Below are 23,514 nucleotides of genomic sequence, written 5' to 3'. Positions count from 1 at the left end.
ATTTTCAAAAAAAAAGCAAGCCCCCAATGGGTCACCAAAGGGCTTGTTTATCTATTTGCTACCTACTTATTTTCAGCCTTATCCGAAATCTTTTTAAAGATAGGAGGCCAAGCAAACATAACTACAAAAAGCAAGATTACTATTATGAGGGACGCAGGCGAAAATCCTTCCTTGGGTTTTGCTCTTTCAGAAGGCTCTCCGTCAGAAGAAGATATATCGGCTTGTTTTGTACTATCAGCCTGTTCGGCCGCATCTTCAATCTTGCTGACCTCAAACCAAATAACGGCATCTTGAGAAAGTTCTTTCCCTCCGAATTCCTTTTCCTTCCCTACCCCAAGAGCAGCAAAGCCCCAATATCCAGGACAAGGAGGAATAAACTCGAAAACGCCGGTATTATCCGCCATTATCATTCCGGCACCTGCTTTTTGCAGTTTGGGTTCTCCGGTAAATTTCTTGTTTGCCATATCCACATCGTAATTCATGTTTTCAAATTCAACCTGAGCATAAGGCACGGGTTTTCCATCGGAGTCCAAAACAAGGGCACGGATCACACCGCCTTCCCAAATCTCATAGGGCTTTACCAAGGGCAAAATTTCGGGATAACCTTCGGCAACCCTTGACTGCCAATCGGTTGAAAGTCCGGCCTTATTGATAAAGACCTTAGCTATCTGCTGAATATATCCGTCGTCGGCTGCTTCAAAATAAGGATGAGGAACGGCAACCAAGACCCAGTCTCCGCCGCCCTTAAAACCGGCCCCCTTATCAAATTCAAGGGTATACGCAAAGGCCTTGCTTTCAGCGGATTCAAATTCTCCCTTTTTTAAAAAGGACATTAAGTCGGTCTTGTTTTCTTTATGAACGGAATAAAATTCCTTTAACCCTTTTACTTCACCTGCCTCATTTTTACCTATGTCCATGGTAAGGCCTGAATCAAAGGGATGGGTAAAAGAAATTATAAAATCTACCTTGTTATTTGAAGCTTCGATTATTGAAGACGGAGTATAAATAATTTGAAAGTGAGCAAAAAGGCCCAACGCCGTACAGCATAGCAATACGGAAAAAAATAGCTTTTTCACTTTTTACACCTACCTTTTTTGTTTTTTGAATAGGAAAACAATCAGTACCGAATTTATTACGGCAAGTACAAGGGCCAAGATTGCCGTAAACGAAGGACCGACACCGGGCATTGCCGAAACGGTATCCATAGGAACCCAGCCTGCGGAACTTGAGACAGCAACGGGCTTTTGAGCCGGAGCAGCATCTCCGGCTGACTCGTTTTCTCCCATTGATTCAGAAGAAGCAGACTGACTGCCGAAACCGCCTTCAGGCTCGGGGCCGTTTTTTACGATAATATGGCCGGGGCCCGCATCAAAGGTTACCGTATACGGAACATTCGGGATAGGCAGATTGAGTTCGCCTACATCGGGGAATTCTCCTTCCCAGATTTTTTGCCCTGAAGCCTTATCGGTAAGATAAAGTTTAACACCGGCAGCCGAAGCTCCATTTGAAAATCCGCCTTGAACATAGATAGTTCCGTCTCCGTTATCTTCAACGGTCAATAGGGGCGAATGTGCAAAAAGCATAATAGAACACATCATTAAAACAAATACGATAAATATTTTTTTCATCTATAAACTCCCATAAATTTATAATTCTAAATGTGAACCTCTAAAAGCCTCAGCTTTAGAAGTTTTCCTTAAATTTCTTTTACAATCAAAAGCCGAACAATCTTCCCAGCTGGAAAACTAGGACGGCAACCAGCGAACTCAGGACCACTGGATACATAACACTGAATAGCGTCCAACCCACACTCTGTGTCTCGGTCTTTGTTGCCATAACGGTAGCAATACAGGGCGGGAAAAGGGCTATCAAAATCATAATGGTAAGACCGTCTAATGGGGTCAATCCCGTTTCCTTATCCTGAATGCGGGCTTCCAAAACTTTACCCGAATCCTCGCTTGAAGACTCAACACTGTAAATAGTGCCCAAGGTCGAAACAAGAGCTTCCTTTGCGGCAAAGGAACCCAGAATTGCGATATTTACCTTCCAATCGAAGCCCGCATATTTTGTAACGGGTTCCATTGCCTTTCCCAAATATCCCAAAACGGAGTTCTCCAAAGTTTCTTTACGCAATTGTACGGAGATAAGCTTTAGGTCTGCACTTGCAGGGCGTATAGCCTTTGCAGCGGCAGCGGCTTCGGAATCGATTACAGCTGTGCCTGAAATTTTCACTTTTCCGGTTCTGACAAGGGCGAAGAAGTAAGGATTCAGCTTTTGCCAATAAGCATAAAATGAAGCCTTTAAAATAGGCTTTTGAAATTCTTGAGCATCATTGTATGCTTTATCAAAATCTTTTTTTGCGGAAGAATACATATCAAGATAATTTTTAAAAGTTCCTATATTGCTGCCGAGTTCAATTTTTCCTTTTAAGGCTATTTTTGTCATTTCGGGATTTTGTAAAAACAACCTGTTTATATTCCTTTCCATGCCCTTAGCTCCGCCGAACCGGTTTATAGCATCATACAAATAAAGCTTTTCGGTTAAACGCTGATATTCTATAAATCCCTTTTCGGAAGCAAAATATTGGGAATAGGAATTGTTTAATTTTCCTGCAAAGTCCTGAATGTAAGCTGCTTTTCTTGCTTCATATTGAGCAGTTTTTTCAGAGTTCAAAGAGGGAAAATTTACACCTGCCCAAATTATAACTGAAACGGCAACTACAGTCGTTGCAACTTTTTTTATAAAGCTCCATAAGCGTTCAAAGGTGCGTGTTAAAACACCTCTAAGGGTCGGCATATTATAAGCCGGAAGCTCAAGTACAAAAGGCTCAGGTTTGCCGTGAACAACATAGAGGCTGAAATATTTTGCAACAATCAGGGCGACTATCAATGTAAAAAACGAAATTCCGCCTAGAACTATCCATTGGTAGCTTGTAAAAAATATTCCCGTAATTAAAACATAAAAAGGAATCTTTGCCATACAGTTAAGAAGGGGCAAGATAAGAATCGTTACCAATCTTGACTTATCATCCCTGATTGTCCTTGTGGACATAACACCGGGAACAACGCAGCCTCCCATTATAACACCCGAGAGAATCATAGGAAGGGTTGACTGTCCGTGTAAACCGAACTTGCGTAAAATCCTATCCATGATAAAGGCAAGGCGGGCCATGTAGCCGACATCTTCCAAAAAAGCAATGAGAGCAAACAAGCAGAAAAAGATTGGGACATAGTTTAAAATCATTATTGCCCCATCAATTATCCCGCTTAAAAACAAACCTCTTAATGGGCCCTCGTTTATAAGTCCTTCAGGATAAATAAGCTGAGAAACTATTGTTCTGACAAATTTAAATATCGGGAAAACCTTGTCGGTCATCTTATAACCCAAAACTACCGTTATCCAATAGAAAACCAAAACAAGCTCAACCAAAATCAAAAGACCGTAAACCTTGTGGCAAAGCACTTTGTCGATTCTGTCGGTTGAATTTATACTGCCTGAACTGCCTTTAGTATAGATAAGAGCAGCTCCTCCCGTAAAGGCAAAGGCTCCGGCTATACTAAGAATCAAGCGTAGAATGCTATTTGCAAAGATAGGAATTGGCAAAAGCAAAAAGAGGGAATCCAAAATCTCATAGGTTACAAAACAAAGAATAAGGGCGGCAATAACCTCGGTAATTTTTCTTTTAATATTTAAGGACTCGACGGCTTTTTGTTCAAGCTCTTTTTTTGAAACCGCAGCTTCAACAATTTTTTTTGCCGCAGCGGATCTGGCAAGAGCTATTTCTATTTCAAAGCTGTGCTTATGTTTTTCCTTGTGCTCGGCTTCTATTTCTTTTATAAAAGTTAAAATGGAATCAAAGTTTGTAAAATTTTTACCCTCTTCTTCGATAACTGCGGAATCCTTTTCGCAAAGCTTGATTGCAAGCCATCTTAAGGGAATAGGAAAAAATTCGTCCTTTGCAGAATTCTTTAATTTTTCGACAATTTTTTCCAAATAGGATTCCATATCCTCACCGTAGGTAAGCATAAAGGGATTTTGCGGGTCGGAGCTTTCAGCCGTTTTTGAAATAAGTTCTTTTAATTCGTTTACCTTTTCTTTTTTCTTGGCCGAACCGGCTATTATAGGAATACCTAAAAGAGAAGAAACTTTATCGACATCGATTTGCAAGCCTGCATTTTTTGCAGAATCCATCTTGTTTAAGTACATAACAATAGGACAGTTCATTTCCAAAAGCTGAAATGTCAGATAAAGATGTCTTTCCAAATTTGAGGCATCGGCAATGTTTACCAAAAGCTCGGGCTTTTCACGGAGGATAAAATTACGGGTTACTCTTTCTTCCGGTGAATAGGAAGTAAGGCTGTAAGTACCCGGCAAGTCGGTAATAAAAACCGATTGATCAAGAGCAAAATACTCTCCCGTTTTTTTCTCGACGGTGATACCCGGATAGTTTGCAACATGCTGATGAGCTCCCGTCATCATGTTAAATAGGGTTGACTTACCGGAGTTGGGCTGACCGGCAAAAGCAATATTTATTTTTTCTTTTTTCATATTCTAAACTTCTTTTACAATGATTTTTTTAGCTTCATCCTTGCGGACTGCAACAAGCGAACCGCAGATGGAAATATCAAAGGGATCTAAAAGCGGAGCCTTTCTTACAACCGAAAGTTCAGCTCCGGGTGTAAACCCAAGACTTATAAGCCTTTGCAAAGTCATTCCGCTTATCTCAAGATCTTCTATTATTCCTTTTTTTCCTTGTTCCAATTCATCAAGAGTCATTTAAATCTCCAATCTCCTCAATACTATAAACGCACCAAAATTTTAGAAGCAAGATTATAATCTACCGCATATTTTGAACCGTTTACCAAAAGCAAAATAGGCCCTTTTTTATCGGCCTGAGAAGTAACAACGGTTATTTCCGTATTTATATCTATTCCAAGACTGCGAAGGCGGGAAAATTCGGCCCCCGTTCCGTCAAATTTAAGTACGGAGGCCTTGTCGCCTTCCTTTAAAATAATTAAGGGTACCAATGTCAGCAACCTCTCACAAAATGTTGCAACGACCATACATTATTTTTTTATTTTAATCAAGGCATAAATGAAAAAAAATTAAAAATTCAGTTTTAATCTCGATACAAATCAGCCTGAGCAGAATAAAGCATCCGATACTCCTCACAAGAAGAAAAAAGCTCGTCATGGGTACCTAAAGCTATGAGCCTGCCCTCCTTCATAAGGGCAACCCTGTCGACAAGCCTGCACAAGCCCGCCCTATGCGAGATAATTACAGCGGTTTTGTTTTTGATAAGGCTTATAAACCGTTTTAGAACAAGACTTTCTTCGATAGGATCGAGGGCCGAGGTCGGCTCATCAAGGATTAAAAAATCGGCATTTTTAAAACGGCAGCGGCTTAGGGCAAGCCTCTGCCACTCTCCCCCTGAAAGTTCAGCTCCATTAAAAATACGCCCAAGTCTTCCGTCCAAACCGCCTGTTTTTTCTAAAAGATAATCTGCATCGTTTTCCTTTAAGGCTTCTATAATTTTTACCTCTTCGTTTATCTTGCTCAAATCTGAAATTGCAACATTTTCTCTCAAACTAAAATTATATTGAACAGGCTTTTGAAGAGTAAGAGAAATATTTTTATAAAGAGCATCCTTGTCAAGAAAATTTAAATCGGTACCGTCCCAAAGAATAGAACCCTCGTCCACCTCATAAAGCCCTAAAATAATTTTAGAAAGAGTGGTCTTACCCGAACCGTTTTCGCCTATAAGAGCTATTGTTTCTCCTTTTCTAATGGAAAGATTTATATCCTCAATAGCTTTTTTATCTTTATTCGGATATGAAAAAGAAACGTTTTTCAATTCGATGCAATTTTTTAAACTACAAGCCGAATTATTAAATTCGGCGGCCGATTTTTTAGACTCGGCAGCTTCTTCTTCGGCTAAATCCAAAAAATCGAAAAAATGTTTTGTGTGAGCGGCATACATTGAAATCGAGCCTAGGGCTTCCAAAAGTTTCCGCATACAAAACTGAATCATAGTAAAAGCACCGATGGCCGCTCCAAAGTTTCCGATGCTGATTGTTTTATTTAAGGCAAGGTAAAGACAGATAAAAACGGCAACTCCATATCCCATAGAAGAAAGCATGTCGCAAAACAAAACGGAAAAGGCATCTTTTTTCTTTAACTTCCAAAATGGATCAAAAACTTCCTTGTTCTTTTTAAGCCATTTTTCTTTTATGTACTCATCGGATCTTGAAATACGTAATTCTTTCCCTGCACTCTTGTCCGTAAAAAGAGACCAAAGATAATCCAGTTTTCTCTCCTCAGGAATTTGAATCGATTTATATTTATACATTTCTTTTCCGCGGATAAGGCGGGTAATAAAATAAGGAATAACCGAAATGACTGCAACAAAGAAAAGCCGCCAATCGAATTTGCTTATTACAAATGTTAAAGAGGCTATTTCGATAAATCGGCAAAAAATATAAATCATACGCATTACAAGATAAGGCACATATTCGTTTTCTATGTTATCCTTAGCATACTTATACATGTTTAAAATATTTGCATCTTCAAATTCGATTAAGCGTAAGCGTGAAGCTTTTTCTGCAATTAAAAGATTGGCATAATTATTCGGTTTTTCATACATTCCGATATTCATTGTGCCGTTATAGACAAGAGACCATAATTCCTGTAAGACATAAAGGGAGGCAAAACTCAAAGCATAAAGCAAAAGACTTTTTGCTTCAACCCTTTTTTGAGAATAAGCTATAACGGTGTCAATAAAACCGCTTAAAAGAAGAGCTGCAATAGAATGAAACAAGGCTTGCCAAATCTCCTCAATTAAAACCAGAATATGTGAAACGGGACTTACCCCAAAAGTAAATTTAAAAGAACGATATAGATAATTATTTTTCATAAGTTTCCTCCGTATTAGTGTCAGGCTCATCCTTATACCAAGAGGCCTGCTCCTTGTACATTTTAGAATAAAGGCCGCCGTTTTTTATAAGTTCATCATGGGAGCCTTTTTCTATTATTCTTCCTTCATCGAGCACAAAAATTATGTCTGCCATTTTTGCACTTGCAAGACGGTGAGAGATAAAAATACAGCCCCGCCCCCTATTGGAAGTACCTATAATTTTTTGAAGATTTTGATACATCTCTTTTTCGGCTGAAGGATCCAATGAAGCCGTAGGTTCATCAAAAATTATAAAATTAGTTTTAGAGGCACAAGCCCTTGCAATTGCAAGTTTTTGTTTTTGTCCTCCCGAAAGCTCCGTTCCCGATTCTTCCAATTTTCCAAGATGCTTATCCAGATCATCAAAAACAGGATCATCTGAAATAAGGGCAAGGGATTTTTTTAGGTGTTCATCATCGTTTAAAAATTCAATGCTTCCCAGTGCTGCATTTTCACGCAGAGTCATCTGATAGCTTGCATAATCTTGAAACACAACACTAAACTCCCTATGAAGAGCATCGCGGGAAAGAGAGTTTATGTTTTTTGAACCTATAAAGATATTTCCGGCTGAAGGCTTATAAAGCCCCGCAATCAGTTTTATCAAACTTGTTTTTCCGCTGCCGTTTTTTCCTACCAAGGCGATGTGAGCTCCCGCTTCTATCCTAAAAGAAATATTTTTTAAAACTTCTTTTTCAGAATTAGGATAATGGAAAGAAACATTTTCAAAAATGATTGCATTTTTTTTATCGAAAATGTTTTGTTCCAAAATGTTTTCCTCATGCCGCATCTTGTTATAGTGAATATCATGTGGAAGATCCATAAATGTGTACAAAAAGCCGATACTTTTGTTATCATCGATTAAACCCCAAAAACTTTGAGACATAAATACAAGCAAATAATAAATTTCCGTTATTGAAGCTATAAGACCTGTAAACATTCCTACAGACACTTGTCCTCTTATGATTAACCGAATCAAAACAAAGATTAAAAAAGAAAACCATGCTATCATTATTACGGAAGCAATCCCCATATAACGGTAAGATTTTAGGGTAATCGATATTCTTTCCTTTAATAAAACCTTATACTTATCCTTAAATTTTTTTACGATAAAAGGAACAGCAGAAAATATTTTTAATTCGGGCAAGGCATCCTTATTTGAAAGGATAGAGCTTAAATCTTCGAGTTCTCTTTCATCAAAAACTTGAGAAGCATAGATAGCTTGGATTTTTTTTGTTGCAATATATTCGTTTATAAAATCCAAAACTAAAAAAACAAAAAAGCCGAGACTCAGCCAAGGGGAAACCCTTGAGAAGATAAAAACCATTCCAAAAAGTTTTATACTGTCACAAAGGAATGCCCTACATTCTTTAAAAAGATTTATAACTTTTTTTGCAGGCCGGCTCCTGATTTCCTTTAATGCATCGTGTAATGCAGCATCCTCAAAACATGCAAAATCTATCTTAAGCATCTTGGTTAAAATAGCTTCGGATAAATTATAAGTCAATTTTTTTTCAAGATAGATAAAGGCTATATTGCTTATAAAATTAACATGATTCATAAAAAGAATGATTAGGGCTAAAACAGCGGCATTCCATAAAACGGAAGACAAAACAACAGACTCTTTTAAAAATAAAATTATAGAATCGATTAGTTTTTGAGTATATAAAACCGTAAAAGGAAGGGTCAGTCCCGTAAAAACCGAAAGAAAAAATAAGACTACAGCCGGAAAGGCTCCGTATTTAAAAACAGTGCAGATGCACTTAATAAAATTCTTTAACATATTGAACTCCTAGACAAAAGAAAAAAGTTTACAACTTAAAAGGCACACCATTACAGCACTCCTCAAAAAACAAGTTTTTAGAAGTTATCTAGTTTTAAAAGAAACTTAAAATCTGTAATCGGCGGCTATTTTTGTCTATTTATTCAATTTATTTTCCTCTCATTTTATATCTATTAAAAATTACAATCTTTGATACATGTTATCAAAATTTATAAATCATGTCAATGTTTCGCTTATCCGCCGCTATCGGAATTCGTAAAGAAGACTTGACCCTCATTAAAAAAAAGGATAGTATTTGTATATGAAAAAATTTGAAGAAAGACTGGAAAAACTTGAAAAGATAAGCGATGACATACGCTCCTCCGATATTCCTTTGGAAAAGGCTCTTTCCCTCTTTGAAGAAGGCATAAAGCTTGCCAAAGGGCTCGAAAAAGATATAGAAAAAATGGAAGGAAAGATTGAAGTCTTATTAAACCAGCCAGTACTGCCAGAAGAAGAGCCGGAGCTCGACCTGTTTACGGTAACGGAAAACGTTTAAAGGAAGCCGGCATGAGAGAATACAAGCCCGTAAAACTCTTATCAAAAGAAACCGCAAGCAAAATAGCCGCCGGAGAAGTTATCGAGCGGCCGGCCTCTGTTGTGCGGGAGCTATTGGATAACTCGATAGATGCGGGTGCCTCTCAAATTATAGTAGAAATAGAAGAAGGCGGAATAAGTGCAATAAGGGTGAGCGATGACGGCTGCGGAATGACTAGGGAAGACTTGGAACTTTGTACCCATACCCATTCCACAAGCAAAATAGAAGAGGCTGAAGACCTCCTTCACTTACGGAGCTTGGGCTTTAGAGGTGAAGCCCTTTCATCGGTGCAGGCGGTAAGCTCCCTCGAAATTACCTCCACCCGCGAAGGCCCCGCAGCTTGGAAACTTTCCTTAGGAAAGATTTCTCCTGCCCGCCTAAATAAGGGCACAACAGTCGAAGTTAAAAATCTTTTTGAAAACTTCCCTGCCCGAAAAAAATTTTTAAAACGTCCTCAATATGAGGCAGCCCAATGCCGTCAGACCTTTGTCGAAAAAGCCCTGCCCCACTACAATATCGAAATGCGTTATATAGCGGACGGAATAAATAAGCTCATTCTTCCGCCTCATTCATCCTTAAAAGAAAGATGCCTTGCAGCCATGAGCCTTAAAGAACCTGAAGAGCTTTTTTATGAGATAAACCAAGAAGGAGACGGCTTTTCTTTTAAAGCTGTTTTAGGAAGCCCCGCAGTTGTCCGCTCCGACAAGCGGAATATCTACATCTTTGTAAACGGAAGGCGGATAAACGAATACGGCCTTGTTCAAGCCCTTTGCTATGCCTCGGAAGGCTATTTTCCCAACGGAGGCTTTCCCGCAGCCTTTGTGTTTTTAAATGTAGACCCCGAAAGAGTCGACTTCAATATTCATCCTGCAAAAAAAGAAGCAAAATTCGAGGACTATAAAGAAATTCATCACAGCCTAAGCTCAACCATAAGCTCCTTTTACAAGCAAAAAACGGTTTCCGATCTTTTAAAGGAAAGCTATCAGCCTGAATATACGCGAGGCTTTGATTTTGAAAAAACTGAATATGAAGCTGCCGATTTAAACCAAAGCTATAATCCGGCCGGCACAAAAAACTATCGCCAGAGCAATACCTTCGACTATCGGCAGAACAGCACAAAAACCTATTGGCCGTCATCTCCGATAAAGCAGCTTGAAGCCTCGATAGCTTTTCAGGAAGTGTCAACAACTCCGCAAGACCTCCCCAAATCCGACTTTAAATTTTTAGGCCAATTTTGCGGCACCTTTATCGCTGTCGAAAAAAACAATGCCCTCTATATAATAGACCAGCATGCCGCCCACGAGCGTATCCTCTTTGAAGGCTTAAAAAAAAGCCTCGGCCCCTCGCAGGAGCTTTTAATTCCTTACCGCATTGAAACGGAATCCGAAAAAGACGATGAAATCATAAGGCTAAACCTCCAAGAGCTTCAAAAAGCAGGCTTTAATATAAGTGAAGAAAAAAAAGGCCTTTGGATTATAAGGGCGGTTCCCATAAGATGGCAGGGAACGGAAAAAGACTTAAAAGAAGACCTTGCAGGTTCAGGCAAAGATCCTTCGGGACTCATGCACCACATCCTTGCAAGATCAGCCTGCCGTGCCGCCTGCAAGGACGGCGACATAATCGATCCTGTTTCTGCATACAATATAGCGGTTAAAACTTTCGCCCTCCCCGAACCGCTCTGCCCCCACGGCCGCCCCCTCTATTTTATAATCGACCGCACGGAACTTTTTAAACGGATAAAACGAACTTAAATCCCGTGCTTGACTATGAGGCCTTAAACGATTAAAATAAACGCATAAAATTTGTTTTAAGGAGTTTTAAATGAAAGAAATCATCGCAACAAACAAGGCACCTTCAGCCATCGGCCCCTATTCTCAGGGAATTAAGGCAAACGGTTTTGTATTTACGTCGGGGCAAATCCCCTTGGATCCTGCTACGGGAGCCTTTCCTGAAGGAATTAAAGCCCAAACACGCCAGTCCTTACTCAACGTAAAGGCAATTTTGGAACAGGCAGGAACAAGCATCGACAAGGTAATCAAAACCACCGTTTTTTTAAGCGATATGAATAATTTTGCTGCAATGAACGAGGTATATGCAGAAATCTTCGGCTCTTCAAACCATCCTTCAAGATCGGCCGTACAGGTTGCCCGTCTTCCTAAAGATGCTCTCGTCGAAATAGAAGTGATCGCTCTTGCATAGTTTACTTAAAGTGCGGGTTTTTCCTGTGCTTCTGGCTTCGGTCCTCTTATTTGCCGCTTGTGCAAACAAAGAGGCCGAACCTGAAACAGTCTCTTCAACAGAAAAAGCCGAAGCGGAAACCGAACCTGTAAGCACGGTCTGGTATTATTTTACTCAAGACGAAGAATCGGAAACTCCATGTTTAAAGCAAACGGATTCTCCCGAAAAAGTTCCCGAGCAAGACTTTAGGCCGTGGACAGAGGCTGTAAGAGTGTCGGGCTTAGGGCTGATGTATGATCCGCCCCTCTTTATTGTAAATAAGGCAGGGATTTTACCTGCATTTTCCATTGAAGAAGAACCTATAATAGAAATAAAAAACGAATTTTATACAAAAACGGCTGAAGGTTTTTATAGAACGGACGTCGGAAGCCTTATAAGATTATATACAAACACTATCTTTTCCTCCATCCTTCAGGATGAAAGCCCTTCAAGTCTTTTACGCTATAACAGCGTAAACGGAGAGCTTTTAAGCCTCATCCGCCCCGAACACTTTAAACTTAAAAATATTTCACAGATTTCAGCCTTGGAATTTAATAAAAAATGGTTTGCGGCTCTTAAAACGGAACAAGAGGGCCGTGTAGAATTCGATTATTTTTCCTTTTCTTCTTTTGAAGAACTATTAAAGGGAAACTATTCCAAAATAAACCAAGAAGAATTTATCAACGCGTCTTCTCCTGTTACCGACTTTCAAGATAAGGACGGGATAGGTAAAATTCTCAAAATGACTGAAAAAAACATAAAAGCGGAGATGTTTTCGGAAGATTTAAAAACAAAGCAGATAATTTTTTACCGAAATTCCAATACCTCATATGCAGGAGATTTTGAAATTACAGCCTCGGTATGTGAATTTTCACCTGAAAACGCTCAAAAATCTATTAAAGCCGTTCTTTTAGAAACAGGCCGCCTTTTTTACACAGATCCGGAAACGCAAGAATGGAAGGAAACAGATCTTCCTGCTCTCCCCGAAGGATTTATTTATACATATTTCATAATCAAAAATGATATTATAATTTCTGCATGGGAAGAACAAAGATTTTTTGAAACAGGACGCTCCGGCCTAGTAGTATACAAAATCCGGCAATAAATTATATAAAAAAGACAAAAATTTGATATTATCTAGTTGACAAAAATGCAAGCTCTCATCTATTATAATTATATAGATATAAACTAATAGTAGTACAAGGGGTTGTTTATGCTTGAAAATCTTGAATTGGAAAAATTCGATAATGCCTTAATTTTTAGTGATTCTTACAATGATGACTTTGATGACGACGATTTCGAAGATGACTTTGATGACGATTTTGACGATTTCGACGACGATGATGATTTTGACGATGACTTTGATGATTTTGATGATGATGACGACTTTGACGATGATGATGATTTTGACGACGACTTTGATGACGAAGACTTTGAATATGATGATGACGATGATGACTTAGATTATGATGATTTTGATGAATAATATTTAAAAATAAATCTTCCTAATAACCAAAGAGTTGTCCGAATTCTACTCTTTGGTTATACTTTTCTTCCATTAGTTATTGAATTAAATCAAAAACTAGGGTATAATGTCCGATAATTGATTGTATAAATAAGATCAGCTTTATGTTGATTTGTTATGCTTTGACTTCTTATTAGAAGAAGTCTTTGATGTAACATTTTACAATTAATGCTGTTTTAAATTTGTTAATGCTTACTATTTTTACAGTCGTACAATATGAATTTAAATATTTATATAAGTATATTTAAAGGGAAGAATATTGCAAAAAATTGAAGAAGGTTTTATAAAAACAAGCGAATTGCCTGTTAAAACCTTGACTGCAGAGCAAAAGGCAAAACTCAACCTTCGAGGTAATGAACTTTATAATAAAAAGGACATAGCTGCTGCAGAAAGGATTTTTATTACAACAGGTTATTCGGACGGCCTTGTAAGAATAGGCGATTATTACACAAACCAAAATGAACACCTGAAAGCATTAAAATTTTATCATCTGGCTCATAATACCAATAAAGAAGGTATTTTGCTGGATAAGTTGGCAGAAATTATACGTATGCTTATTTAAAAATTGCAGCGTTTAATTAATTTTAGATGTACGTACACACATTTATGGAGGATTAATGTCAGACATCAAACATGAAAAAAAGTTAGCAAATATAGATAGTCCCGGTGAGACTACAAAAAGTTTCGAAAACAAATTAGATGAAGAGATTCCTGACCTTGGGGAATCTGATTTTATAAATAGACCGCCCTTTAGTGATGAGATACTCAGCGCTGAAGATTCAAAGCAAGTAGAAATATCCGAACTTTCAAAGCAAGCCTACTCCCTTTTAAAAGGAAACAGTATTACCGAAGCGATCAATGTTTTTAAAAAAATATTGGAACTTGATCCTACAAATAATTATGCGCTAGTAGGCTTAGGTGATGCAGAGCGCAAAAACAACAAATTCAATGAAGCAATACAATTTTACAAACAATGCCTTGAACATCATCCAAGTAATAACTATGCTCTTTTCGGCCTTGCAGACTGCTACAAGTCAATGAACCAATTTCCAAGAGCCATAGCTATCTGGGAAGAATACCTTAAGTTTGATGATAAAAATATTACCGTATTAACCCGAGTAGCCGACGCTTACCGAAAGACCAAAGAATTTGAAAAGGCAGAAAAGCTTTATCAAAAAGTATTGGAAAAATCCCCGAAAAACGCTTATGCCCTAATAGGCTTGGGCCACCTAAATTACGACTTTAAAAAATATCGGGAAGCCCTCGTATACTGGGAAAAGGTAATGGAATCGAGCGGAGAATTGGTAGATATACGTATCTTGACATCTATTGGAAACTGTTACCGAAAAATGAAGCTCTTTGATAGAGGTGTATATTATTTTGAAAGAGCCCTTGAACGCTCACCCGATAATTTTTACGGCCTCTTTGGTTTGGCTGACTGCTACAGAGGTTTAAACCAGCAATATAACTCCATAGTATACTGGAAAAAAATACTTGAACTTGATCCTAACAACAAGGTTATTTTAACGCGAATAGGTGATGCCTACCGCAGCATGAATGACTTTGAAAAAGCAAAAGAAAACTATCAAAAGGCCCTTGATATAGACTTTGATTCATACGCAATGTTAGGCCTTGCAATATTGTGCAAGCTGCAGCAAAAATATGATCAGGCTATTACTACCCTAACCCATCTTAAAGATACCGAAGATACAAATTATAGGGTATATCTTGAACTTGCCCAGTGCTATATAGAAAAAAAAGAAAAGCAAAAAGCCATAGAAACCTTAATGGATTTCCAAAAACTTGGAATTAAAAATCAAACGATTTCGGACCTTTTGTTTGAGCTGACAAAAAATGACCATTAAAAAGAATGAAACTGCTCTTTCGGGAATGTTTCCTGAAGAGATTCAAAACTTTTGCGGTCTAAAAGAAAAATTCAGAGCCCAACAAATTTTTCACTGGATAGCCTCAGGCGTACAGAGCTTTGATGAAATGACCAACATTTCATTGGATATGCGCTCTAAACTAAAAAAAGATTTTTCTCTGTTTTCGACAAAAATAAAAGAAACATTAAAAGACAAAGACGGTACAATCAAATTGGCTGTAGAGCTTTATGATGGAGCCGTAATAGAAACCGTCTTGCTTACCGATAAGGCAAAAAGAAAAACAGCCTGTGTTTCATGTCAAGCCGGTTGCCCGATGAAATGCGCTTTTTGTAAGACCGGACAGATAGGCTTTTTAAGAAATCTTTCGGCTTCAGAAATCGTAGAACAATTTTTACATTTGGAAAAAGAAGCTGGAAGTTTGGACAATATAGTCTTTATGGGGATGGGAGAACCCATGTTGAATTTACCCGAAATAGATAAGGCAATCAACATTCTTGCTCATCCTAAAGGAAGAAATCTTTCCAAAAGGCGCATAACAATTTCAACTTCCGGTCTATGTAAGGGAATCTATGAGATGGCAGAAAATGGGCCCGAAGTACGCCTTGCCGTATCATTGACAACTGCTGACGAGACATTAAGATCAGAACTTATGCCTGTCAATAAAACAAACAGCCTTGACGAATTAAAGCAAGCAATAAAATATTTTAATTCAAAATCAAATAAAAGAGTAACTTTAGAACTTGCCCTTATGAAGGGGCTTAATACCGATAAAAAGGCAGCTCAGCAGGTCATAGAATTTGCAAAAGGCCTTGAATGTTTTATAAATTTAATACCTTGGAATCCGGTAGAAGGCTTGAAGTTTAAAAGTCCATCGGAGACGGAAGTACGTAACTTTGAAACTTATCTAAAGAAAGACGGCTTAAATATAAGCACACGGCAAAAAAGAGGACAAAGCATAGGAGGAGCCTGCGGCCAATTGGGCTCAACTGCAACAAAACAAAGTTAGTCTAAAAAACCGATAAAATATTAGTTAATTCCTGTATTTTTTCTTCAGGTATGGGAGTAATATCAAAAGACGGCTTTGCAAAAAAGTAACCTTGGAACAAATCTACACCAAAACGCAGTAGAACATCTATCTCATCTATTGTTTCAACACCTTCGGCCAATATTATTATATTTCTTTTTTTTGCATAAGAAACAAGGTTTTCCAATACGTTTTGCTTATCAAGACTCTTATGAACATCCCTTACTATGGACATATCTATCTTTACCAAATTAGGCGATAAGAACAAAAGAGATGACTCGTTACTATAACCGCTTCCGAAGTCATCAATTGCAAGCATTGCATTCCAATTACGGATTCTTTCATTTTTTAGATCATAAAAGTTTGTGTTAAGAGGCTCGGATTCCGTAATTTCCAAAACAATATTTGAAAGATAAGGCTTAAACTTTTCCTCAAACTCGAAGAATTTGGCATCCGATAAAACTTGAGAGCTTATTGTATTTAAAAATATCTTTGTATCTTTAGATATTTCGCCATTTTCTATCTTTTTTGCAAAAGTTTCCATAGCACCAAAAAAAGTAAGTTCTTCAAGTTTATGAAGCTTCGATTGAGCTTTTGCAAGTCTCAAAACAACCTCAGGATTTTTAAATTCGGGAACTGAAGAACGCATCAGCATCTCATATCCGTAAATATCGCCGGTACCGGAAGTAACGATGGGCTGCATAGCATATTCTATGAGGTTTCTCTCAAGCATCTGATTAAGAGCTTCCGTACCGTTAATCATTATATAATTCTTTTTATAAGCATCTAAATTAAACTCGTGTAAAGTTCCTTTAAAAGAATTTTTTACATCATATACTGCAAAATTGGAATACCTAAGTAAATCGGCTTGATTGTCCGCATCATAAGGATACCAAGCCAAACCTGCCGAAACACGTAATTTTGAATTCTCTCCATTAGGAAGCATTATACTTGTTCCCTGTATTTCCTTCCAAAAAGAAGTCAAAATAAGTCTTATTTCATCAGATGAAGAAAAATCATAAAAGAATGTATAAAACTCATCTCCGGAGTACCTGCACACAATACAGTATTCTTGCTGAAGAGCTGCGAGTTTTTTTCCAAAAGATGTTAAATACATATCGCCATATACATGCCCAAAAGAATCGTTAATATATTTTACGTTGTCAAGATCCCACATTACAAGAGCACATACACCTAAATCTTGTTTTTTTAATATTTCGGCAAGTTTTTTATCAAAAGCATATCTATTATAAAGGCCTGTCATTTCATCATAATTCATTTGAATCTCAAGTTTCTTAAGATCTTCAACTTCTTTGGTAATATCAACCGCTATACCGAGAACCTTATCTTTTTCCTTCATTTGCATAAATTTTATCCAGCGAACTTTTCCATGTTCTTCTGTAGGAATGGCATAGATAGTCTTAGTATCATCTTGTTCATCTATATAATATTCATAACGTTTAAGCTGACTATAAAATTCCTCAGTCCTTAAAACGGAATCTTCTGAATAAGATTCAATGTTAAATAATTTAAACCAAATAGAATTACAAAATACCGTTCCCATCAAAATATTTTCTTCAAAAACACCTATAGGAACTTGAAGCGTTTCTATAATTGTAGATACACGCGACGCAGCATTAAAAACACTGGCACTTAATTTTTCTATGGCAACAATGAGGGTATCAACCTCGGTTATATTCATCTTTTTAATATTGAGCATTTTTCGAGGATCACTATCTCGCAGATTTGCTACAACTTTTTTAAACATATTGGAAATATGTTGACTCGATAAATATGATCCCAGTAAAAACAAAAAGCTTGAAACAAAAAGAAATTTCCAGAACATGTTTTTTAGACTTCTTAAAAAGAAAAGTACATTGGCTTCCGGAGTCAAACCTATCAACACCCATTCTTCATTTCCATACATTCCGCTATTCTGATAAAGATGGAATGGTTCAATAGCCAAAGAATATTTATCTGTAAATTCCTGCTCATCATTAAGCATATCAACGTTTCTATACTCATCATTGATTCTCTTAAAAATAGGAAGGTTATTTACTTTCAAATTATTTGCAGCACTATTAAACACTACAGGCAAAAATGTTTGAGTATTATCATTAGTATTGTGAACAGCTATACAATATATTCCTTCTTTGAACATATCCAGTTCATCAAAATTCAAAAAAGACTGAAGATACTTTGCGGATAAATCTATACCGATAACCCCGTAAATATATCCTTGTTTATCAATTATAGGAATCGAATATGTAATAACCTCATTACTTAAATGGTCCAGTTTAAATGAAGGACTCCAAAATCCTAAATCTTTAGGCGACCAATCAGGGTGTCTGAATACTCCAAAAATGGGAGCATTAAAATACCTACAGGAACTATCTTTATTACAGCGGGAAATAGTAAAATTAGGTTCCCAATTCCCGCCTAAGGCAATATTATGCTTTTGCACAACCTCTGCAGGGCCTCTTGATACAAGAATATCTTCATTATTTGAAGAATAAGAAGCCGGATCATCATTTCTGATATATAAACCCGGATAAAGAAACTCATCTACTTTTATCATAGGAGTCGGTGCATCAATAACCAAAAAAACACCTGTAACATAGTTACGTCTTGCAGTATAGATGAGTTGGGGCAAGAGTATATCAAGAATACGGTTTTGCAAATCAGGTCTATCTGCAAGCTGATAAATCTCCATATTATTTTGAGATAATTCAGCTTGAATTACATTTAAAACCTTTTTATGCAAATCTTCAATTCTCGACCATCTATTAACCATTTCATTTTCGATAATTATTTTGCGGTTTAAAACTTTTTCACCTAAAATTCCATAGGCATTATCTACGGATTGTTGAATAATATCCGAATTGAAAAACATCAGCACCATTACTACAGTCTGAAAAACAAATACAAAAACCATAGGAATCAGAAGCCGTACCAACATCGATGCAGAACATTTTTGCTGTTTCAATTTTTTTTTCATTATCTCTCCAACTATTTTAAATCAAATAACTGTTTTTCAAGTTCTTTTAACCATTCTTCAAAAACATTATCGCCAAGAAATTCGTTTACAGCTTCGTTATATTTTTGTCCGGCTTGAATCTTTTCGAGAACCTTAGCCCTATCTCTTTTTGCTCTTTCTTGAAGCAAATCAGCAAGAATATTCCTCGCCTTATCCGAGTTTTTAAAAGCCGGCTGAAAATAAAGGTCTAAGGATTTCATTGTTTCCATACTTATCCTAATAGCATCCTGCACTACAGGTAAAATACAAACGTCATCAGTGCAAAAAGCCGCTGTCAGGGATTCAGTTTCAAGTTCTTTTTTCTTGACAGGCAGATAACCTGTAGAAACTGCAAATTCGGAATATTTTTGCATCTCGGTAAACCATTTTAAAAATAGAACAGCGGCTGTCTCCCGTTTTATATCGCTTTTTAGTACAGCCATACCGGCCCCCTGCTGAACAACGGTTTTACGCTTTGCATTTCTAAAATGAGGAATGGGTAAGACATCTAAGTCAATAAAAGTAGAATTACCCGCAGAATCTATAACCTTCGACGGCAAATATATTGCGGATGAAGTCGAAGTTACACAGGAAATGATGTCTCCGGTTTTTAAATCATCAGCCCTAAACCTGCCCTTTGCAGTAAAAAAACCTTTGACAAACGGAACATAATAATTATCCCAACAGGTACGCAAGGTTTTCTTATCCAAGACAAGCTCAACATCACCGTTTTCCAATACATTGAAAATACTGTTGCCGAGTTCATAAGTACCGACTAAAATATAGTTACTCAATGCATCCCGCCCAAAAAAAGGTTTACCGTCATTAGGCTCTGCTGTTAATGAATCGGTCCACTTATGATATAATTCTGCAACTTTTACTAAACCTTCCCAGGTAACTAAATCACGGTAAGAAACGCCCATGGCTTCTGCAAAAGGCTTCCATGCAGTCTTATTTAAAACAAAAACCTCAGTAGCTTTTGCAACAGGAAAGAGTTTAATTTCATCTTTTACTCCAAACCCGGAGGAATATAAAAAACTTTTTACATATTCATCCTTTTCTTTTTCGGTAAAAAAATCGGCTAAATCCAACAAAAGACCTTGTTTGTTGAAATCATAGGCCGTATCGGGATAGGCCGAAAAAATATCGGGAGTTTCATCTGCTCCAAGTTTTTGAGAAAGAGCATCTGCTAAAAATGAAGATATTTCGCTTGCATTTCCTGCCCTTCTGATACCACGGACATACACTCCGTATTTAGCCCCCTCGGAAGCATTAAAATTATCTATAAGACTGTCAAAATTTTCTTTTTGACTTGCACTATAATAATGCCAAATATTTATGGTAATAGGTTCATTTTTATTTAAGACTTCATCGATATTATACTTAACGGCATCGACTTCAGATAACCTTCGACTGCATGAACTTATAAGCAAACAAACAATACAAAAAATGAAAAGCTTCAATATTTTCATAAAATGCCTCGCACGCTGATTCTACCATATCGTATTGAAAATTTCAAGTATTTTTTTATACAGTATTTTTTTTATACATATAAAACTATGTATTCTTTTTTATTTCAACATAACCCAATGAAATAAGACTGCTATAAAGAGGTCGAAAGCTTTTATCAAAGCCGTAAGTTGCAGCAAAGACTGCAACATAAAATGAATTCGTAGAAGGGTTACTTGAAGACTGAACATCATCGTCCCCGCGCTTTGCAGCAGTAAAGTCTTCACCGAATTGACGTAAGACCTTACCTTGTATTGTTCCGTCTATACTAAAAACATTAGGATAGGAGGTAAGTGCTTCAATACGGAATCTCACTCTACGGTTGACAGGAGAACCTGAAGCCGGAACAATAGGTCTATCTTGATAGGAGTGTCCCTGATAGGTTAACAGCTTATAATTATAAGATGACAGTAGGTAATTAACTGAGTTGGCAGGATTTGACTCATTATATTGCACCATATTTTTTATCAGATTTTCACAATCTGTTTTCGATTCATAAATACGGTAATACACTTCAAAGCCCTTAAAAAAACCTAAAGCAGCATTTAAATTTTCTTTATCTGAGGTTTCAAACTCAAAATACATCTGAGCTTCATCGATATATCCTGTAGGATTATGAGTTAATTTTGGAGGCTCCAAATAAACAATATCATCTATACCGCAGGAGAAAAAAATAAAAACACTTAATAAACATAATAGTTTTTTCCCAAGCATATGACCTCTGTTAAGGATAAACCGGGTAATACCGAATTTATCCTTAAAATAACTTACTGCTTATCGTTTCCTGTAAGAACAATTATACGGGATTTTGCAAGAAGTGCCCATTCATTTTGCGGATATCTTTCCAAAAGCCTGTTATAAGAAAGAATGGCATCTTCTTTTTTTGACAAAGCCTCATACAGGCGGCCCGTATTAAAAAGAGCCCTAGGAATCAGCGGAAAATTTTCAACCTTCGAGGCTCGTTCGTAATAAGCGAGAGCTTTTTCTTTATCTCCTAACTCATCAGCACAGGCTGCAGCATTAAAAGAGGCAACTCCTTCTATATAAGAATTTTTTACGGCTTTTGCTGCAAGCTCATAGAATTTTAAAGCGTCTTCATACATTTTTCGCTGAAAATAAATTTCGGCTATCGTAGTATTTGCCCTAAAGCCGGCATAGGAAGAAGAATATTTTGAACCAAGGGTTTTTAATTCTTCAATAGCCTTGTCCTCAGCTTCTTTTACGGCTGCAGAAACGGTTTTTTCGTTATCCTCGGCATCATCTTCAGCTGTAGGATTTTTAGCTCGATCTTCACGTTTAAAGTCTTCAAACTCATAAATAATTTTTTCAACACTTGTTACCGAAGTTTTCTTGGAATTTTCAGCGGTTACAAACCAAACAATAATACCGGCAACGGCAACCAAAATACAAACTAAAATGCCAAGCACTATTCTTCTATACTGGACTAAAAAGTCATTAATTTTTTGTGCCAAATCTTTATTTTCTTCCAAAACCATTTTATATCTCCTTAATTTCGAGCTCTTTTATCAATCTCGATAAATATGTACGCTGTATTCCGAGCTTTTCGGCAGCAGCTGTTTGATTCCATTTATGTTCATTTAAAATTTTGACAATAAAAGATTTTTTAAAATCATTTACGGCCGATTTTAAATCCGGATTTGAATAATTAACCTCAGGTTCAAAAGAGGAGGATTCAAATTTTAGAAGCAAATCCTTTTCCTCAATATAGGGCGGCTTACCCAAAACACAGGCCCTCTCAACGGCATTTTCAAGTTCCCGAATATTTCCCGGCCAAAAATAAGCATTTATAAGCTTTTCCGCATCAGGCGAAAAACCTAAAAACGGCTTTTTTACTTCTTTGCTGAACTTCTTCAAAAAGAAATGGGCCAGCTCCTGTATATCATCCTTCCTATTTCTAAGAGGCGGAATATATATCGGCAAGACGTTTAAGCGGTAGTAAAGATCCGATCTGAATTTCCCCAGTTTTACAAGCTCTTCTATATTTTTATTTGTGGCAGCAATAATTCGGGTATCAACCGTAAGAGTTTTATTTGAACCTACTCTTTCAAAGGCCATTTCCTGCAAAACCCTTAAAAGCTTTGTCTGTAAGGTTAAAGGGATATCGCCTATTTCATCCAAAAAAATAGTTCCCTTATCGGCCAGTTCAAACCTGCCCTTTCTATCCGAAATTGCATCCGTAAAGGCCCCTCTTACATGACCGAAAAGCTCGCTTTCAAGCAAGCCTTCGGGTAAGGCTGCACAGTTCACCCTTATAAAGGGATTATTAACACGCCTCGAATTCAAGTGAAGCTGTTCGGCAATCAGCTCTTTTCCAACCCCGCTCTCACCCAATATGAGTACGGAGGCATCGGAAGCCGCTATATTACGGCATAGCTCAAGCTTTTCGCTCATCACCTTGCTTTTTGCAATAAAAGTATGGTAGCCCCTATCCTGCTCCAGCTGATCTTGAAGGCAAATAATTTCTTCCCGGGACTTCTCATAATGCTTTGCATTTTGATAGGCAATAGCCGTCTGCGTAGCAAAAAGTTCCAATACGTTTAAATCGTCTGCATCAAAATCTTTTTCGTCTCTCTTGTTTAAGACTTCAATCACCCCGATACATTCGTCTTTAATACGCATGGGGACTGCAATCATATTACGGTTTTTGTAACCTGTAACCTTTTGCACGGTAGGATCAAAGCGGGGATCGCTTAATACATCGTTTATGATGGCACTCCGATTGTATTTTATAACCCAGCCGGCAATACCGTCCAAGGCAAGCACCATCTTTTTTGCTTCAATCCCCTTAGGACCTATTGCAATTTCAAACCTAAGTCTTTCACCATCCGGCTCAAGCATTAAAAGAGACGCCGCATCCCCTTCCACAACTTCCATTGCCGATTCCACAATCTTCTCCAAAAGAACACTCAAATCCGAATAATTTGAGTTTATCAGCAAGCTTGTGTTTATAAGAGTATTAAGCTTATCTCTTTTAATGCTCTCAACCGTACTCATAAGACAAACGGAT

At 37.4% G+C, this 23,514-nt stretch carries 20 protein-coding genes; 8 read left to right on the top strand and 12 right to left on the bottom strand.

Going from position 1 to position 23,514, the window contains the following annotated elements; genetic code table 11:
* Positions 1-62: 62 nt before the first annotated feature.
* The 7 genes from HO345_RS03325 to HO345_RS03295 all read right to left on the bottom strand — a co-directional run bounded on the left by HO345_RS03325 (position 63) and on the right by HO345_RS03295 (position 8,732).
* The gene (locus tag HO345_RS03325) at positions 63-1,076 is read right to left on the bottom strand and encodes a DUF4198 domain-containing protein (protein ID WP_253683838.1); all 1,014 of its coding nucleotides are present in this window, start codon (positions 1,074-1,076) and stop codon (positions 63-65) included.
* A 9-nt stretch (positions 1,077-1,085) separates the two neighbouring features.
* Positions 1,086-1,628: a hypothetical protein gene (locus HO345_RS03320; protein ID WP_253683836.1), complete on the bottom strand. Its 543-nt coding sequence runs from the start codon at positions 1,626-1,628 to the stop codon at positions 1,086-1,088.
* 85 nt (positions 1,629-1,713) lie between these two features.
* Entirely contained in the window at positions 1,714-4,548 is a 2,835-nt protein-coding gene (gene feoB, locus HO345_RS03315) for a ferrous iron transport protein B (protein ID WP_253683834.1), read from the bottom strand.
* A 3-nt stretch (positions 4,549-4,551) separates the two neighbouring features.
* Positions 4,552-4,776 (bottom strand): FeoA family protein, encoded by a 225-nt coding sequence (locus HO345_RS03310; protein ID WP_002668304.1) that lies wholly within the window; start codon positions 4,774-4,776, stop codon positions 4,552-4,554.
* A 23-nt stretch (positions 4,777-4,799) separates the two neighbouring features.
* The gene (locus HO345_RS03305; RefSeq protein WP_366796522.1) at positions 4,800-5,063 is read right to left on the bottom strand and encodes a FeoA family protein; all 264 of its coding nucleotides are present in this window, start codon (positions 5,061-5,063) and stop codon (positions 4,800-4,802) included.
* 56 nt (positions 5,064-5,119) lie between these two features.
* Positions 5,120-6,913, bottom strand: coding sequence for an ABC transporter ATP-binding protein (locus HO345_RS03300; protein ID WP_253683832.1), 1,794 nt, complete (start codon positions 6,911-6,913; stop codon positions 5,120-5,122).
* Positions 6,903-8,732, bottom strand: a complete 1,830-nt coding sequence (locus HO345_RS03295; protein WP_253683830.1) for an ABC transporter ATP-binding protein — start codon at positions 8,730-8,732, stop codon at positions 6,903-6,905. Before HO345_RS03295 ends, HO345_RS03300 begins: the two co-directional genes overlap by 11 nt.
* Positions 8,733-9,033: 301 nt before the next feature.
* Between HO345_RS03295 and xseB the strand changes: the two genes are divergently transcribed.
* The 8 genes from xseB to rlmN all read left to right on the top strand — a co-directional run bounded on the left by xseB (position 9,034) and on the right by rlmN (position 15,943).
* Positions 9,034-9,270 (top strand): exodeoxyribonuclease VII small subunit, encoded by a 237-nt coding sequence (gene xseB / locus HO345_RS03290; RefSeq protein ID WP_002668301.1) that lies wholly within the window; start codon positions 9,034-9,036, stop codon positions 9,268-9,270.
* A gap of 11 nt (positions 9,271-9,281) precedes the next feature.
* Positions 9,282-11,060, top strand: a complete 1,779-nt coding sequence (gene mutL / locus HO345_RS03285; RefSeq protein WP_253683829.1) for a DNA mismatch repair endonuclease MutL — start codon at positions 9,282-9,284, stop codon at positions 11,058-11,060.
* A 70-nt stretch (positions 11,061-11,130) separates the two neighbouring features.
* Entirely contained in the window at positions 11,131-11,508 is a 378-nt protein-coding gene (locus tag HO345_RS03280) for a RidA family protein (RefSeq protein ID WP_002668289.1), read from the top strand.
* A gap of 25 nt (positions 11,509-11,533) precedes the next feature.
* A complete protein-coding gene (locus tag HO345_RS03275) occupies positions 11,534-12,631 on the top strand; it encodes a DUF8086 family protein (RefSeq protein WP_253683827.1) in 1,098 nt (365 codons plus the stop codon).
* A 108-nt stretch (positions 12,632-12,739) separates the two neighbouring features.
* On the top strand, positions 12,740-13,012 hold the full coding sequence (locus HO345_RS03270) for a hypothetical protein (RefSeq protein ID WP_010695776.1): 273 nt from the start codon (positions 12,740-12,742) through the stop codon (positions 13,010-13,012).
* A gap of 298 nt (positions 13,013-13,310) precedes the next feature.
* Positions 13,311-13,613: a hypothetical protein gene (locus HO345_RS03265; RefSeq protein WP_253683825.1), complete on the top strand. Its 303-nt coding sequence runs from the start codon at positions 13,311-13,313 to the stop codon at positions 13,611-13,613.
* A gap of 55 nt (positions 13,614-13,668) precedes the next feature.
* The gene (locus HO345_RS03260) at positions 13,669-14,916 is read left to right on the top strand and encodes a tetratricopeptide repeat protein (protein ID WP_253683823.1); all 1,248 of its coding nucleotides are present in this window, start codon (positions 13,669-13,671) and stop codon (positions 14,914-14,916) included.
* Positions 14,906-15,943 carry a dual-specificity RNA methyltransferase RlmN gene (gene rlmN, locus HO345_RS03255; RefSeq protein WP_253683821.1) on the top strand — a complete coding sequence of 346 codons (1,038 nt, stop codon included), beginning with the start codon at positions 14,906-14,908 and terminating at the stop codon, positions 15,941-15,943. Before HO345_RS03260 ends, rlmN begins: the two co-directional genes overlap by 11 nt.
* A 1-nt stretch (position 15,944) precedes the next feature.
* Here rlmN and HO345_RS03250 read toward each other — a convergent pair whose 3' ends face one another.
* The 5 genes from HO345_RS03250 to HO345_RS03230 form a co-directional block, all read right to left on the bottom strand.
* Complete coding sequence (locus HO345_RS03250) at positions 15,945-18,959, bottom strand: EAL domain-containing protein (RefSeq protein ID WP_253683819.1); 3,015 nt, start codon at positions 18,957-18,959, stop codon at positions 15,945-15,947.
* A gap of 11 nt (positions 18,960-18,970) precedes the next feature.
* Positions 18,971-20,449 (bottom strand): extracellular solute-binding protein, encoded by a 1,479-nt coding sequence (locus HO345_RS03245; RefSeq protein WP_253683817.1) that lies wholly within the window; start codon positions 20,447-20,449, stop codon positions 18,971-18,973.
* Between the two features lie 85 nt (positions 20,450-20,534).
* Positions 20,535-21,200 carry a hypothetical protein gene (locus tag HO345_RS03240; protein WP_253683815.1) on the bottom strand — a complete coding sequence of 222 codons (666 nt, stop codon included), beginning with the start codon at positions 21,198-21,200 and terminating at the stop codon, positions 20,535-20,537.
* Between the two features lie 53 nt (positions 21,201-21,253).
* Complete coding sequence (locus tag HO345_RS03235; RefSeq protein ID WP_253683813.1) at positions 21,254-21,982, bottom strand: tetratricopeptide repeat protein; 729 nt, start codon at positions 21,980-21,982, stop codon at positions 21,254-21,256.
* Position 21,983: 1 nt separating this feature from the next.
* On the bottom strand, positions 21,984-23,501 hold the full coding sequence (locus tag HO345_RS03230; protein ID WP_253683811.1) for a sigma-54-dependent Fis family transcriptional regulator: 1,518 nt from the start codon (positions 23,499-23,501) through the stop codon (positions 21,984-21,986).
* Positions 23,502-23,514 lie beyond the last annotated feature (13 nt).

This window comes from Treponema denticola, assembly GCF_024181645.1.
Lineage (GTDB): Bacteria > Spirochaetota > Spirochaetia > Treponematales > Treponemataceae > Treponema_B > Treponema_B denticola_A.
The sequence above is the reverse complement of the archived record's forward strand: the minus strand, read 5'-3'. Positions and strand labels throughout refer to the sequence as shown.

Excerpts from the sequence above, each read along its gene's own strand:
- HO345_RS03305 (WP_366796522.1), bottom strand. The coding sequence starts at position 5,063 with ATGGTCGTTGCAACATTTTGTGAGAGGTTGCTGACATTGGTACCCTTA.
- HO345_RS03250 (WP_253683819.1), bottom strand. The coding sequence starts at position 18,959 with ATGAAAAAAAAATTGAAACAGCAAAAATGTTCTGCATCGATGTTGGTA.
- HO345_RS03295 (WP_253683830.1), bottom strand. The coding sequence starts at position 8,732 with ATGTTAAAGAATTTTATTAAGTGCATCTGCACTGTTTTTAAATACGGA.
- HO345_RS03235 (WP_253683813.1), bottom strand. The coding sequence starts at position 21,982 with ATGGTTTTGGAAGAAAATAAAGATTTGGCACAAAAAATTAATGACTTT.
- mutL (WP_253683829.1), top strand. The coding sequence starts at position 9,282 with ATGAGAGAATACAAGCCCGTAAAACTCTTATCAAAAGAAACCGCAAGC.
- HO345_RS03310 (WP_002668304.1), bottom strand. The coding sequence starts at position 4,776 with ATGACTCTTGATGAATTGGAACAAGGAAAAAAAGGAATAATAGAAGAT.
- HO345_RS03280 (WP_002668289.1), top strand. The coding sequence starts at position 11,131 with ATGAAAGAAATCATCGCAACAAACAAGGCACCTTCAGCCATCGGCCCC.
- HO345_RS03270 (WP_010695776.1), top strand. The coding sequence starts at position 12,740 with ATGCTTGAAAATCTTGAATTGGAAAAATTCGATAATGCCTTAATTTTT.
- HO345_RS03230 (WP_253683811.1), bottom strand. The coding sequence starts at position 23,501 with ATGAGTACGGTTGAGAGCATTAAAAGAGATAAGCTTAATACTCTTATA.
- HO345_RS03260 (WP_253683823.1), top strand. The coding sequence starts at position 13,669 with ATGTCAGACATCAAACATGAAAAAAAGTTAGCAAATATAGATAGTCCC.
- feoB (WP_253683834.1), bottom strand. The coding sequence starts at position 4,548 with ATGAAAAAAGAAAAAATAAATATTGCTTTTGCCGGTCAGCCCAACTCC.
- rlmN (WP_253683821.1), top strand. The coding sequence starts at position 14,906 with ATGACCATTAAAAAGAATGAAACTGCTCTTTCGGGAATGTTTCCTGAA.
- HO345_RS03240 (WP_253683815.1), bottom strand. The coding sequence starts at position 21,200 with ATGCTTGGGAAAAAACTATTATGTTTATTAAGTGTTTTTATTTTTTTC.
- xseB (WP_002668301.1), top strand. The coding sequence starts at position 9,034 with ATGAAAAAATTTGAAGAAAGACTGGAAAAACTTGAAAAGATAAGCGAT.
- HO345_RS03245 (WP_253683817.1), bottom strand. The coding sequence starts at position 20,449 with ATGAAAATATTGAAGCTTTTCATTTTTTGTATTGTTTGTTTGCTTATA.
- HO345_RS03300 (WP_253683832.1), bottom strand. The coding sequence starts at position 6,913 with ATGAAAAATAATTATCTATATCGTTCTTTTAAATTTACTTTTGGGGTA.
- HO345_RS03320 (WP_253683836.1), bottom strand. The coding sequence starts at position 1,628 with ATGAAAAAAATATTTATCGTATTTGTTTTAATGATGTGTTCTATTATG.